This window comes from Geodermatophilus sp. URMC 60 (assembly GCF_053502585.1).
Window position 1 is genome coordinate 1,135,262 of sequence record NZ_CP199958.1, and the last position, 13,661, is coordinate 1,148,922.

Below are 13,661 nucleotides of genomic sequence, written 5' to 3' on the forward strand. Positions count from 1 at the left end.
CGCGGAAACCGCCGCTCAGGCCCAGCCGAGCTCGTGCAGCCGGTCGTCGTCGATGCCGAAGTGGTGCGCGATCTCGTGCACCACGGTGATCGTGACCTCCTCGACGACCTCCTCGGCGGTCGAGCAGATGTCGCAGATGGCCTCGCGGTAGACCATGATCCGGTCCGGCAGCGCGCCGCCGTACTCCCAGCCGCGCTCGGTCAGCGCGTGGCCCTCGTAGAGGCCGAGGAGGTCGGGCTCCTCGGCGTTGCGGTCCTCCACCAGGACGACGACGTTGTCCATCAGCGCCAGCAGCTCCGGCGGCACCTGGTCGAGGGCGTCGGCGACCAGGCCCTCGAAGACCGGGAGGGGGAGCGGCTTCACCAGGACGTCGGCAGCGGGCGGCCCTCCTCGTAGCCGGCCGCGCTCTGCACCCCCACCACCGCGCGCTCGTGGAACTGGTCGACGGTGCGGGCGCCGGCGTAGGTGAACGACGAGCGCACCCCCGCGACGATCTGGTCGACGAGGTCCTCGACGCCCGGGCGGGCGGGGTCCAGGTACATCCGCGACGAGGAGATGCCCTCCTCGAACAGGCCGGCGCGGGCGCGGTCGAAGCCGCTCTGGGTCGCCGTCCGGGCCTTGACCGCGCGGGCCGAGGCCATGCCGAAGGACTCCTTGTACAGCCGGCCCGAGCCGTCGTCGTGGATGTCGCCGGCGCTCTCGTAGGTGCCGGCGAACCAGGAGCCGACCATCACGTTCGCGGCACCGGCCGCCAGGGCCAGGGCGATGTCGCGCGGGTGGCGCACGCCGCCGTCGGCCCAGATGTGCTTCCCGAGCGCCCGGGCGGCGGCCGCGCACTCCTCGACCGCGGAGAACTGCGGCCGGCCGACGCCGGTCATCATCCGCGTGGTGCACATGGCGCCGGGGCCCACGCCGACCTTGACGACGTCCGCCCCGGCCTCGATCAGGTCGCGGGTGCCCTCGGCGGTGACCACGTTGCCGGCGACGACCGGCGCGTCCCGCCCACCCGCGCCGGCCACCGACCGGGCGGCGCGCACCGCCTCGACCGCCTTCTCCTGGTGCCCGTGCGCGGTGTCCACGACCAGGACGTCGACGCCCGCGGCCAGCAGCGCGCCGGCCTTGGCCGCGACGTCGCCGTTGATGCCGACGGCGGCGGAGGTGAGCAGGTGCCCGTCGGCGTTCACCGCGGGCTGGTAGAGCGCCGAGCGCAGCGCGCCCTTGCGGGTGATGACGCCGACGAGCCGGTCGCCCTCGACCACGGGCGCGGCGCTGACCCGCTCCCCGGAGAGGACGTCGAAGATCTTGGGCAGGTCGGTGCCGGCGGGCACGGTGAGCGGGTCCTCGGTCATGACCTGCGACAGCTGGGTGAACCGGTCCACCCCCTGGCACTGGCCGTCGGTGACCACGCCGACGGGGGCGCCGTCCTCGACGACGACCACGATGCCGTGCGCGCGCTTGGTCAGCAGCGACAGCGCGTCGGCCACGGTCGAGGTGGGCGAGAGGGTGATCGGGGTGTCGTAGACCGGGTGGCGGGTCTTGACCCAGGACACCACCTCGGAGACGACGTCGACCGGGATGTCCTGCGGCAGCACGGCCAGGCCGCCGCGGCGGGCCACGGTCTCGGCCATCCGCCGTCCGGAGATCGCGGTCATGTTGGCGACGACGACCGGGATCGTCGTCCCCACGCGGTCCGGGGTGGTCAGGTCGACCTCGAGCCGGGAGCCGACGGTGCTGTGGTTGGGCACCATGAAGACGTCGGCGTAGGTCAGCTCGGTCGCCGGACGGGTGTTACCCAGGAAACGCATGCCCCCAGTGTCCCAGCCGGCTCCGGGGGACGGGGCGGCCCTCAGGCGGGTCGGCGGCGGGCGAGCAGTGCGACGGCGGTCACGGCGACCAGCCCGGTACCGGCGACCGCCCCGAGGACCGTCGCGCCGGCCCCGAGGCTGGACACCAGCGCGCCGAGCAGCGCCCAGCCCGCGGCCAGCACGTAGGCCGGCTGCCCGTGCACCAGCCAGGCGACGACGGCGGCGGTGAGGGCCGCCCCGGCCAGGAGCAGGCCCGGCACGGCCGTGCCGTCGGCGAGCTGCTCGGGCAGGAGCGTCGCCGCGTTCACCCACACGGCGGCGCTGGACCACCCGGCGTAGAGGCCGACGCTGCCGCCGAGGAGCACCCGCGTCCCCCGGTCGGCGGGGGTCCGCACGAGGACCCGCAGGCAGACGAGCAACGCGGCCAGCATCCCGGCGAAGACGGGCAGGGTCAGCGCCGGTGCCTGCGCCGCGGCCACCAGCCAGAGCACGAACCCGACCTGCGCGGCCGACAGCGGCACCTGCACCCGGCGCCACGGGTCGGTCGTGGCCCGCCGCACCGGCAACCCGTACACGGCGGCGGCCGGACAGCCGAGCACGACGGGGCCCCAGATGGCGAAGAAGGGGCCCGGCGGCACCACCACCGGGTCGCTCCCGGACGCCTGCTCGAAGCCGGCGACAGGTGGGCTCGCTGCCTGGGCGAGCGCGGTCCCGAGCAGCAGCCAGCGTCCGCGGCCACCGGGCAGCGGTGCGGTCACGGCGGCCTCCTCGCGGTCGCGTCCTGCCGGCGCTTCACCCGCCGGCATCCACCCGGATGCGGGAGGGTGCTCCGGGATCAGGACACCGCGACGGGATCAGGACACCGCGACCGGCTCGGCCTCCGTGAAGCCGGTGCGCGGCATCGCCGTCCACACCGGGGTGCGGCGCATCAGGGCGGCGACCAGCCCGCGCAGCCGGAACCAGGCGTGCACCTGGCGGTAGCCGAGGTTCTCGAGCAGCCCGGCGAGCAGCAGCACGCCGACCTCCCGGCCACGGGTGTAGCGCGCGTAGGAGAACTCCTCCACCGCGACGGCGGCCGTCGACAGCAGCGTGCCGAGGCCCAGGGCCAGGCCGGCCATGACCAGCGCGGTGGTGGTGTCCAGCGCCCCGAGGACGGCGGCCAGCACGACCGACGCCAGGCCCAGGACCTCCACGACGGGCCCGAGCAGCTCGAAGAGCAGGAAGAACGGCAGGGCCAGGACGCCGACCGGGCCGAAGCGGGGGTTGCCGATCATCCGCCGGTGCTTCCACAGCAGCTGCGCCAGGCCGTGCGACCAGCGGCGGCGCTGCCGGCCCAGGACGGCGAGGGTCTCGGGCACCTCGGTCCAGCAGACCGGCTCGGGCACGAACACCACCCGGTGCGGACGGCGCTGCCGGCGCAGGTGCTCCTGCAGGGTCACCACCAGCTCGGCGTCCTCGGCGAGGGAGAGCGCGTCCAGGCCACCGACCTCGACGACCAGGTCGCGCCGGAACAGGCCGAAGGCGCCGGAGATGATCAGCAGCGCATTGGCGTCGGCCCAGCCGGTGCGGCCGAGGAGGAACGAGCGCAGGTACTCGACCACCTGGAAGCGGACGACCCACCGGGAGGACAGCCGCGGCTCCAGGACGCTGCCGCCGGCCACCCGTGCGCCGTTGGCCGCCCGGATGACGCCGCCGGCGGCGACCACGTTGGCCGGGTCCTCGACGAAGGGGCGGGCCACCTGCACGAGCGCCTCGGGCTCGAGCAGCGAGTCGGCGTCGACCATGCACACCAGCGGGTGCCGGGCGACGTTGAGCGCCGCGTTGAGCGCGTCGGACCGCCGCCCGACGCTGGTCTTGCGGACGACGGTCAGCGGGTCGCCGGTCGTCGCGTGGTGCACCGAGAGGATCTCCCCGTCCACCGGCAGGGATGCCGTCGGGCGGGCGGCGACCCGGACCAGGCCGAAGCGCTCGGCGACCTTCTCGAAGGTGCGGTCGGTCGACCCGTCGTCGACCAGGACGATCTCGAGCACGGGGTAGCGCTGGGCGAGCACGGCGGCCAGCGTGTCGAGGATCCCCGCCTCCTCGTCGTGCGCCGGGATGAGCACCGAGACGCCCGGGGTGAGCGGGCTGGCGAAGATCTCCTCGTGCCCCTCCGAGCCGTCCCAGCGACGGCTGTGCGAGACCCGGCGCGCGCCGGCCAGGACCAGCCCGAGCATGACCAGGTCGAGCAGCAGGGTGTAGCCGAGGACGGCCCAGCTCATGGTGAGCAGGACGTCGAGCCAGAACTGGCGCATCAGGCACCCACCAGCCGGCCGCGCCGCGGGACGGCGTCCAGGGTGGCCGCCGCGGCGGCGCCGATCGGGCCGCCGCGGGCAGCGGCGTCGGACAGCAGCGACTCGCCCTCGGGGCCCAGGGCGACCAGGGCGTCGCCGCAGGCGGCGGCGACCTCGCGGGCGGGGCAGGTCAGCCCGGCGAGCAGCGTCGGCGCGCCGGCCGGGTCGCCGATGCGCCCGAGGGCCTCGGCTGCGGCCCGCCGCAGGGCCGGGAGCGTGGCGTCGACCAGGACCTCGGCGAGCGGCTCGGTGGAGCCGGGGTCGCCGATGCGGCCCAGCGCGGTGGCCGCGGCGCGCCGGACGTCCTCCGGCTGGCGCGGGTCGGTGAGCAGCTCGGCCAGGGCGGGGGAGGCGACGACGTCGCCGTGCAGGCCGACGACGTCGGCCGACAGTGCCCGCGCGGCCGGCGACCCGGTGACGAGCGTGGCGCGCAGGGCCGGCAGGACGGCGGTGCCCAGGTCCAGGACGGCCATGCCGACGACACCCGCGGGCAGCGGGCGCGCGGTGGTAAGCGAGGCGAGCAGGCCGTGGACGGCGGCGGGGTCGCCGACCCGGCCGAGTGCGCGGGCGGCGGCGCAGCGCACCTCGAGCGAGCGGTCCGAGAGCAGCGCGGTCAGCCGGGCCAGGTGGTCGCGGCCGGCGGTGCTGCCGAGCAGCGTCGCGGCCCGCCCGCGCCGCCAGGCGGCCCGGGCGTCGAGGTCGGCGACCGCGCGGGCGACGACGCCGCGGCGGGTGAGCGCGGTCTGGATCGCCTCGCGGTCGGCGCCGCGCAGCTGGGGCAGCAGGTGCAGCAGGACCTCGTCGAGGTCCGGCGGGGCCGCGGCGGCGGCGTCGGTGTCGCCGTCGTCGAGCAGGTCGTGCACCAGGGCCATGAGCTCGGCCCGGTTCTCCGCTGCGGAGGCCAGCCGGCGGGCGCGGGTGGTGTGCACCGCCGCGACCATGACCAGGAGGACCACCACGAGGGCGCCGAGGACGGCCGTCGCGACCGCGGCCGGCGCGGCGAGGGGGTTCACGCCGGGACGGCGGGGAGGGCCGCGGTGACCCGGCTGACCAGCTCGCGGGTGCTGAAGGGCTTGGCGATGAAGTCGGTGGCACCGGCGGCGAAGCCGCGCTCGAGGTCCGGGTCCTGCGACTTCGCGGTCAGCAGCAGCACCGGCGTCCGGGCGAGGGCCGCGTCGGCGTCGGCGCGCAGCGCCCGGCAGACCTCCAGGCCGTCCATGCGCGGCATGAGCCAGTCGAGCACCACGAGGTCGGGGCGCAGCCGGCGGGCGGCGGCCAGCCCGGACTCCCCGTCGCTCTCGACGGTGACCTCCAGGCCCATCCGCTGCAGCCGGAAGGCGACGAGGTCGGCGACGACGGGGTCGTCGTCGACGACGAGGACGTGCGGCATGGTGCTCTCCCATCCGTGGGTGGACTCAGACCGCTATCGGCAGGACGGCCGTGTGACTGAAGTGGTGCGTGGGACGGGACGACCGCCACTCGGTCGCGCTCAAGGTGTCACCCCTGGCGGCCGACACCGGAAGCGTGCTGACGCATCGCGCACGTCCTCCCGCCACCGAGCCGCTCCCCCTCCGGGTGCTGCTCCGGCGCCCCCTGCTCGTGGCGCTGTCCGGGGTGACCGTCGTCGCGCTGACCATGCTCGGTCTCGCGGTGCTCGTCGTCCCCGTGCTGGGCACCAGCATCGCGACGTACGACCACATGCTGCGGTCCCTGCAGACCGGCCACATCGCGATGCTCAACCAGGAGACCGGACTGCGCGGGTACCTCATCACCCGCGAAGAGCGCTTCCTCCAGCCCTACGAGGCCGGTGTGGCCGACCTCGAGCGGGTCGACGCGGACATCGACTCGTGGACCGGGCTCGACGCCGAGCTGACCGGCCGGCTGGACGAGCTGGAGGCCGCGCACCTGCGCTGGACCGAGGAGTGGGTACGGCCGCTGCTGGCCGAGCAGCCGGAGGTCGGGAACACCCGTGCGCTGGCCGAGCTGCTGAGCCAGGACAAGGCGCTGTTCGACGCGTACCGCGTGACCGAGGCGGAGGCGCGGACCGCGGTCGAGGAGCGGCGGGCCGACGCGATGGCGCTGCAGCAGCTCGCCCTCTACTCCGGTGCGCTCGTCGGTGTGGGCACGGCGGCGGCCGTCGCGGCCGCGTTGCGGCGCGCCTACCGCCGGCTCGACGCCCAGGTCGTGCCGCCCACCCAGGAGGTGCGCGACGCCCTCGCGGCACTGGCGGCCGGGGACCTCACCCGCCGGGCCGGGGAGTCCGGGTCCGCCGAACTGCGCCGGATCGCCGCGGACGTCAACGCCCTGGGCGACGCGCTGCAGGACCGCAACGAGCTGGTCGCCGCCCGCGAGCGGGACCTGGTCGCCGCCCGCGACGAGGCCGAGCGCGCCGGGCAGGCCAAGACCGCCTTCCTGGCGACGATGAGCCACGAGATCCGGACGCCGCTCAACGCCGTCCTCGGCCTCACCGACCTGCTGCTCGCGACCGACCTCACCGACGAGCAGCGCGGCCACCTGGAGACCGTCGCCGGCAGCGGTGACAGTCTGCTGACCCTCATCAACGACGTCCTCGACTTCTCCAAGATCGAGGCCGGGGAGCTGGACCTGGAGGCCGCGCCGTTCGACCTCGTCGGCGTCCTCTACGACGTCGCGCAGATGCTGGCCCCCCAGGCCACCGGCGCCGGGCTGGACCTGCTCGTCGACGTCGTCGGCGACGGGCCGTGGCACGTGGTCGGGGACGGCAGCCGGCTCCGCCAGGTCGTCACCAACCTCGTGGGCAACGCGGTCAAGTTCACCCACCAGGGCCACGTCGTCCTCCGCCTCACCGGGACGGCCTCCGACGGACGGCTGCGGTGCTGGCTCTCGGTCGCCGACACCGGGATCGGCATCAGCCCCGAGCAGCACCACCGGCTGTTCCGCTCCTTCAGCCAGGTCGACGCCTCGGTGACCCGCTCCTACGGGGGCACGGGCCTGGGCCTGGCGATCAGCCAGCGCATCGCCCGGGCCATGGGCGGCGACATCCAGCTGCAGAGCCGGCCCGGCGCCGGGTCGACCTTCACGGTGGCGCTCGACCTGCCGCTGGCACCGGCCGTGCCCGGCGGGCCGTCCGCCGACGGCCTGGCCGGCCTGCGGCTGCTGCTCGTCGACGACAGCCCGACCAACCTCCGGATCCTCGAGCACCAGTTGACCGGGCACGGCGCCGAGTGCGTGCTCGCCGGCAGCGGCTCCGCCGCCCTCGAGCTGCTCGACCGGGGGACCGGTGTCGACGCCGCCGTCCTCGACCTGGACATGCCCGGGATGGACGGCGACGTCCTCGCCGCGCGGCTGCGGGCCCGGCCCGGGACGGCGCAGCTGCCGCTGGTCCTGCTGAGCAGCTCCGCGACGATGCCCCCGGAGCGCTACGCCGACTTCGACGCCCGGCTGAACAAGCCGGTCCGGCCCGAGCGGCTGGTCCGCACGGTGCGCTCCGCCGTCCTCACCGGGCGGACCGGAGGCGGTGCCGACGGCGGGGAACCGGGGAGGCCCGCGCTGCCCGTCCCCGCCGGCAGCGCCCGGTCGCTGCGGGTGCTCGTCGCCGAGGACAACACGGTGAACGCCCAGCTGATGAGCCTCTACCTGCGCCAGTTGGGCCACGAGTGCACGCACGTCGGCGACGGTGAGCAGGCGGTGGACGCCGTCCTGCGCGGCACCTACGACGTCGTCCTCATGGACGCGCAGATGCCGGTCCTCGGCGGGGTCCAGGCGACCGCCGCCATCCGGCTGCTCCCGCTGGGGACGCAGCCGCGGATCTACGCGGTGACGGCCAGCGTGCTGGCGGCCGACCGCACGGCCTTCCTCGAGGCCGGGGCCGACGGGTTCCTCACCAAGCCGATCCGGATGGCCACGCTGCGGGACGCCCTGGACGAGGTGACCCCGCCGCCGGACGCGCCCGTCGCGGCCGAGCGGGGGCCGGAGACCGCGCTCGACCCGGAGACCGTGGAGGACCTCCGCGACCTCGGCGACGACGCCTTCGCCCACCTCTACACCCGCTACCTCGCCACGCTCGACGAGGCGGTAGCGGCCATCGTGGCCGCCGCGGACCGGCCCTCCTGGTCGGTGGACGACGAGGGCTCGGTGCCCCGCCTCGCGCACGGGCTCAAGGGCAGCAGCGCCGCGCTGGGTGCGACCGCGCTGGCGCAGGTGTGCCACAGCCTGGAGACCGTCGACCCCGCCACCCTCGCCGTGGGCGACACGCTGGCCTCCCTGCAGCGTGAGCGCTCCCGGGTGCGGGCCGCGGTCGGCGAGCTGTTGGCCACCGTCGGACCGGGTGGCCGGGACGACGCCGCCGGGCCACCTACGATCGAGCGGTGATCGACCTGCGCCTGGTGCGCGAGCACCCCGACCTCGTCAAGGCCAGCCAGCGAGCCCGCGGGGCCGACGAGTCCCGGGTCGACGAGCTGCTCGCCGCTGACGCCGCGCGTCGCGACGCCGTCAAGCGCGCCGACGACCTGCGTGCCGACCAGAAGGCGGCATCCCAGGCGGTGCGGAAGGCGTCCCCCGAGGAGCGGCCCGCCGTCCTCGAGCGGGCCCGGGCGCTGGCCGCCGAGGTCAAGGAGGCCGAGGAGGTGCTGCGGGCGGCCGACGCCGCGCTGCGCGAGGCGCACCTGCGCATCCCGAACGTGGTGCACGACGGCGTCCCGCCCGGCGGTGAGGACGACGCGGTGACCCTGCGCACCGTCGGCGAGGTGCCGACCTACGACTTCCCGGTGCGCGACCACCTGGAGATCGGCGAGGCCCTCGGCGCGATCGACATGGAGCGCGGCGCGAAGGTCTCCGGTGCCCGCTTCTACTTCCTCACCGGCCCGGGCGCGCTGCTCGAGTTCGCCCTGGCCCAGCTCGCCATCGGCCGGGCGGTCGCGGCCGGGTTCACCCCTGTCGTCGCCCCCGCGCTGGTGAAGCCCGCGGCCATGGAGGGCACCGGCTTCCTCGGCGAGCACGACGAGGAGGTGTACCGGGTCGAGCGCGACGACCTCTACCTCGTCGGCACCTCGGAGGTCGCGCTGGCCGGCATGCGCAGCAACGAGGTGCTCGACCTGTCGGCCGGGCCGCTGCGCTACGCCGGGTGGTCGTCCTGCTTCCGCCGCGAGGCCGGCTCCTACGGCAAGGACACCCGCGGCATCATCCGCGTGCACTGGTTCGACAAGGTCGAGATGTTCAGCTTCTGCCGGCCGGAGGAGGCCGCGGAGGAACACCTGCGGCTGCTGGCCTGGGAGGAGCAGTTCCTCCAGGCCCTCGAGCTGCCCTACCGCGTCGTCGACATCGCCGCCGGCGACCTGGGCACCAGCGCCGCCCGCAAGTACGACATCGAGGCATGGTTCCCCTCGCAGGGGACCTACCGGGAGCTCACCTCGACCTCGGACTGCACGACCTTCCAGGCGCGGCGGCTGGGCACCCGCTACCGCGACGCCGACGGGAGGAACCAGACCGCGGCGACGCTCAACGGCACGCTCTGCGCGATCGCCCGCACCATCGCCTGTCTGCTCGAGGTGCACCAGCGCGCCGACGGGTCGGTGTCCGTGCCGCAGGCGCTGCGTCCGTGGCTCGGTGGCGTCGAGGCGCTCACCCCTGGCATGACGCTCGCGGCGCCCGTGCCGGCGCCGGTCGCATGACGGCTGACCGGCCGGGCGTGCTGCCCAGCACCGGAACCGCCGGCGCCGGGGCGGACGACGTCGTGGAGCTGGGCGACCTCGGCACCTGGCGGCCCAAGCTGGTCGCCAGCGACCTCGACGGCACGCTGCTCACCTCCGACGGCGAGGTCAGCCCGCGCACCCGGGCGGCGCTGACCGCGTGCTGGGACGCCGGCATCCCGGTGGTCGGGGTCACCGGTCGCGGTCCGCGGCTGTTCGACAGCGTCCGTGCCGCGCTGGACGGGCGGGGCATCGCCGTCCTCGCCCAGGGTGGCTTCGTCGTCGACCTGGAGCGCGACGAGGTGCTGCGGACGGTGGGCCTGCCGCGCGATCAGGCGACCGCGGTCATCGAGCGGATCGAGTCGGTCGCCGGTGAGCTGGTCCTCGCGGTGGAGGACGCCGCCGAGCAGAGCGAGGTGCACTCCCCGCTGCGGGTGCAGCACGGCTTCGAGTGGCCCTACCCGGAACCGGCGCACCTGCTGCCGCGCCACCAGGTGCTGCCCACCGGCGCGGTGCTCAAGGTCTTCCTCCGCTCCTCGACCCTCGGCCAGGACGAGCTGCTCGCCCGCGCCCGCGAGGTGGTCGACCCGGCCCGTGCCGAGGTCACCCACGCCGGGCTGGGCTTCATCGAGGTGCTGCCGCCCGGCATCACCAAGGCGACCGGCCTGGCCATCGCGCTGGAGCGCTACGGGGTGGGCTTCGGCGACGTGCTGGTCTTCGGCGACATGCCCAACGACCTGCCGATGATGGAGGCGGTGCGGAACGCCGGCGGCCGGGCGGTCGCGGTGGCCAATGCGCACCCCGCCGTCCGGGCGGCCACACCACTGGTCACCAGCGGGCACGACGCCGACGGCGTCGCCCGGTACCTGGAGGCCCTGCTCGACGGGAGGCGTCCGGGTGTCTGACCGGGTGTGCGATGTCTGACTGGAGACCGCGGCTCATCGCCAGCGACATGGACGGGACGCTGCTGCGCGGCGACGACACCGTGAGCGACGCGACGGTGGCCGAGCTGGAGCGCTGGCGCGCCGAGGGCGTGCCGGTCGTGCTGGCGACCGGCCGGCCGCCGCGCTGGATGGTGCGCATCCGCGAGGTGCTCCGGTACGGCACGGCGGTGTGCTGCAACGGCGCCGTCCTGCTGGACCTGGCCGGCTTCGAGGTGCTCGAGGAGGACGCCCTGGAGCCCGCGGTGCTGCAGCAGGTCACCGCCGAGCTGCGCCGGCACCAGCCCGACACCTGGTTCGCCGTCGAGTACGGCCTGGAGTTCCGCCACGAGCCGGTCTACCAGCCGCGGTGGGACGTCGACGCGCCCGGCGTGGCGGTGGCGACGCTGCAGGAGATGGTCGCAGCGCCGGTGGCCAAGCTGCTGGCCCGCCACGAGACGCTGCCCCGCGACGAGTTCGTCGCACTCGTGGAGCGGGTCGTGGGGGAGGCCGCCACGGTCACCAACTCCTCCACCGACGCCCTGGCCGAGATCTCCGCGCGCGGCGTCACCAAGGCCACCGGCATCGCGAAGGTGGCCGCGCAGCACGGCCTCGGCCCCGGGGACGTCGTCGTCTTCGGCGACATGCCCAACGACATCGCCGCCTTCGACTGGGTGCGCGAGGGCGGCGGCCGGGCCGTGGCCATGGCGCACGCCCACCCCGACCTGCTCGCCGCGGCCACCGACGTCACCGGCACCAACGAGGACGACGGCGTCGCCGCTTTCCTCGCCTCCCTCTGAGCCGATCCGGTCGCGCGCCATGTAACCGCAGGCCAGCGGCTCGTGTACCGCCTCGTTGGTGTCCTGCAGTCACTCTGCTGTCACTTCAGGATTCGAGTTCACAGTCCGAACTCCGACGCCGATGGGTGCTGCAGCGGGGGGCGGTCCCCCGAGGTCCGTGGTCCCCCGGAGAGCGCCGTGCTGAGAAACCTGTCCATCAGTCGCCGGCTGGTCGCCGGCTTCACCATCGTCGTCCTGTGCATGATCGGCCTGACGGCCACCGGCGTCTCCCGGGTCGAGACGATCAACAGTCACCTGACCACGATCAACGACCTCAACGCCGTGAAGCAGCGCTACGCGATCAACTTCCGCGGCAGCGTCCACGACCGGGCCATCGCCCTGCGCGACGTCGTCCTCGCACAGACCCCGGCCGCGGCCCAGCCGGAGATCGACCTCATCGAGGAGCTCGCCGCCAAGTACGACGCCTCGGCCGGGCCGATGGACCAGCTCTTCGCCGACGAGGCCAACGTCAACGCCGACGAGGTCGCCGCGCTCGCCGAGATCGAGCGGATCGAGGCCGAGACCCTGCCGCTGATCGAGCAGGTCGTCCAGCTGCGGATGTCCGGCCAGTGGGCGCAGGCGACGCAGGTGCTCGCCGAGCAGGCCAAGCCGCTGTTCATCGAGTGGCTGGCGGCGATCAACGTCCTCATCGACATGGAGGAGGCGATGAACCAGGACCTCAGCGCCGAGGCCCGTGACGTCGCCTCGACCTTCCTGCTCATGATGGTCCTGTTCTGCGCCGGCGCCGCGCTGCTCGCCGTCCTCATCGCCTGGCACACCACCCGGTCGATCACCCAGCCCCTCGCCCAGGCGGAGAAGGTCTTCGCCGCCGTGGCCGAGGGCGACCTGACCCAGCGCCTCGACGTCGCCACCAAGGACGAGATGGGCCGGATGGCCGAGTCGACCAACCGCGCGCTGGCCGCCATGGGTCAGGTCATGACGACCTTCCGGTCGGCGATCGAGGCCCTGATGACCGCCAGCCACCGGGTCGGCGACCTGTCCACGCAGATCTCCGTCGGCGCCGAGGAGTCCTCCGCCCAGGCCGAGGTGGTCGCCGCAGCCGCCGGCGAGGTGTCGCACAGCGTGCAGACGGTGGCCGCCGGGTCGGAGGAGATGGGGGCGTCGATCCGGGAGATCGCGCACAACGCCACCGAGGCCGCGTCCGTGGCCGGCAAGGCGGTCACCGCCGTGGGGACGACGACGGAGACCGTGTCCCGCCTGGGTGAGTCCAGCCGCACCATCGGCGACGTCGTCAAGGTGATCTCCTCGATCGCGGAGCAGACCAACCTGCTGGCGCTCAACGCCACGATCGAGGCGGCCCGTGCGGGCGACGCCGGCAAGGGCTTCGCCGTCGTCGCCAACGAGGTCAAGGAGCTGTCGCAGGAGACCGCCCGCGCGACCGAGGACATCGCCCGGCGGGTGGAGGCCATCCAGGCCGACACCAGCAGCGCGGTGACCGCCATCGCCGAGGTGGCCGAGGTGATCTCGCAGATCAACGACTACCAGACCACCATCGCCTCGGCGGTGGAGGAGCAGACCGCGACCACCAACGAGATGAACCGCAGCGTCGCCGAGGCCGCCACCGGCTCCGGGCAGATCGCGGACAACATCGACGCGGTGGCCGCGACGGCCAAGGCCACGACCGAGCACGTCGGCGCCGCGCGCGAGGCGTCCGAGGAGCTGGCCCAGGTCTCCAGCCAGCTGCAGACGCTGGTCAACGGCTTCCGCTTCTGACCCGGCCGCACCTCGCCCGGGGCCCCACGGGGTCCCGGGCGACGTGCTCCCTGCGCCAGGGGACCCCTGCGCTCCGGCGCACCACCGGGTCCGACCACCGAACGGTGCCGGCGAGGGGTGTTCGGGCGTCGTGCGAGCACCGATCGCGGGGCCCGCCGCCGCGGTCAGGGACCAGTGCAGCCCTCCTGCAACGGCAGCGGGCCGGCCGGCGAGGACGAGGACGCTGCCGCCGTCCTCGCCTCCCTCCGAGCGTCCTTCCGAGCGTTCCTCGACCGCTCCGCGCGACCTCCACGCCGTCGCGTTCGTGGTCCGGCTCAAGACCGGCCAGATCCGGCCGAGAGTCCCCGCGAGGGACCGGACGCAG

The 13,661-nt window shown here is 74.7% G+C and carries 11 protein-coding genes; 5 read left to right on the forward strand and 6 right to left on the reverse strand.

The window, feature by feature from the left end:
• Positions 1 to 15: 15 nt before the first annotated feature.
• The 6 genes from ACWIX3_RS05475 to ACWIX3_RS05500 all read right to left on the reverse strand — a co-directional run bounded on the left by ACWIX3_RS05475 (position 16) and on the right by ACWIX3_RS05500 (position 5,528).
• Entirely contained in the window at positions 16 to 363 is a 348-nt protein-coding gene (locus tag ACWIX3_RS05475) for a metallopeptidase family protein (protein ID WP_448611065.1), read from the reverse strand.
• Positions 360 to 1,805, reverse strand: coding sequence for a GuaB1 family IMP dehydrogenase-related protein (locus ACWIX3_RS05480; protein ID WP_448611066.1), 1,446 nt, complete (start codon positions 1,803 to 1,805; stop codon positions 360 to 362). Before ACWIX3_RS05480 ends, ACWIX3_RS05475 begins: the two co-directional genes overlap by 4 nt.
• A 41-nt stretch (positions 1,806 to 1,846) precedes the next feature.
• On the reverse strand, positions 1,847 to 2,563 hold the full coding sequence (locus ACWIX3_RS05485; RefSeq protein WP_448611067.1) for a hypothetical protein: 717 nt from the start codon (positions 2,561 to 2,563) through the stop codon (positions 1,847 to 1,849).
• Positions 2,564 to 2,659: 96 nt separating this feature from the next.
• Positions 2,660 to 4,099, reverse strand: coding sequence for a glycosyltransferase family 2 protein (locus tag ACWIX3_RS05490; protein WP_448611068.1), 1,440 nt, complete (start codon positions 4,097 to 4,099; stop codon positions 2,660 to 2,662).
• Positions 4,099 to 5,151, reverse strand: coding sequence for a HEAT repeat domain-containing protein (locus ACWIX3_RS05495; RefSeq protein ID WP_448611069.1), 1,053 nt, complete (start codon positions 5,149 to 5,151; stop codon positions 4,099 to 4,101). Before ACWIX3_RS05495 ends, ACWIX3_RS05490 begins: the two co-directional genes overlap by 1 nt.
• Positions 5,148 to 5,528, reverse strand: coding sequence for a response regulator transcription factor (locus ACWIX3_RS05500; RefSeq protein ID WP_448611070.1), 381 nt, complete (start codon positions 5,526 to 5,528; stop codon positions 5,148 to 5,150). The genes ACWIX3_RS05495 and ACWIX3_RS05500 overlap by 4 nt, the downstream gene beginning before the upstream one ends.
• A gap of 185 nt (positions 5,529 to 5,713) precedes the next feature.
• Here ACWIX3_RS05500 and ACWIX3_RS05505 point away from each other — a divergent pair, with 185 nt between their 5' ends.
• The 5 genes from ACWIX3_RS05505 (at position 5,714) to ACWIX3_RS05525 (ending at position 13,297) form a co-directional block, all read left to right on the forward strand.
• A complete protein-coding gene (locus ACWIX3_RS05505; protein WP_448611071.1) occupies positions 5,714 to 8,488 on the forward strand; it encodes a response regulator in 2,775 nt (924 codons plus the stop codon).
• Positions 8,485 to 9,786, forward strand: coding sequence for a serine--tRNA ligase (serS, locus tag ACWIX3_RS05510; protein WP_448611072.1), 1,302 nt, complete (start codon positions 8,485 to 8,487; stop codon positions 9,784 to 9,786). Before ACWIX3_RS05505 ends, serS begins: the two co-directional genes overlap by 4 nt.
• Entirely contained in the window at positions 9,783 to 10,709 is a 927-nt protein-coding gene (locus tag ACWIX3_RS05515) for an HAD family hydrolase (protein ID WP_448611073.1), read from the forward strand. The genes serS and ACWIX3_RS05515 overlap by 4 nt, the downstream gene beginning before the upstream one ends.
• Before the next feature lie 11 nt (positions 10,710 to 10,720).
• Complete coding sequence (locus ACWIX3_RS05520; protein WP_448611074.1) at positions 10,721 to 11,524, forward strand: HAD family hydrolase; 804 nt, start codon at positions 10,721 to 10,723, stop codon at positions 11,522 to 11,524.
• A gap of 177 nt (positions 11,525 to 11,701) precedes the next feature.
• Entirely contained in the window at positions 11,702 to 13,297 is a 1,596-nt protein-coding gene (locus ACWIX3_RS05525; protein WP_448611075.1) for a methyl-accepting chemotaxis protein, read from the forward strand.
• Positions 13,298 to 13,661 lie beyond the last annotated feature (364 nt).

Bases quoted from the DNA above. Each gene is read 5' to 3' on its own strand.
- ACWIX3_RS05490 (WP_448611068.1), bottom strand. From the start codon at position 4,099: ATGCGCCAGTTCTGGCTCGACGTCCTGCTCACCATGAGCTGGGCCGTC.
- ACWIX3_RS05520 (WP_448611074.1), top strand. From the start codon at position 10,721: ATGTCTGACTGGAGACCGCGGCTCATCGCCAGCGACATGGACGGGACG.
- ACWIX3_RS05480 (WP_448611066.1), bottom strand. From the start codon at position 1,805: ATGCGTTTCCTGGGTAACACCCGTCCGGCGACCGAGCTGACCTACGCC.
- ACWIX3_RS05500 (WP_448611070.1), bottom strand. From the start codon at position 5,528: ATGCCGCACGTCCTCGTCGTCGACGACGACCCCGTCGTCGCCGACCTC.
- ACWIX3_RS05515 (WP_448611073.1), top strand. From the start codon at position 9,783: ATGACGGCTGACCGGCCGGGCGTGCTGCCCAGCACCGGAACCGCCGGC.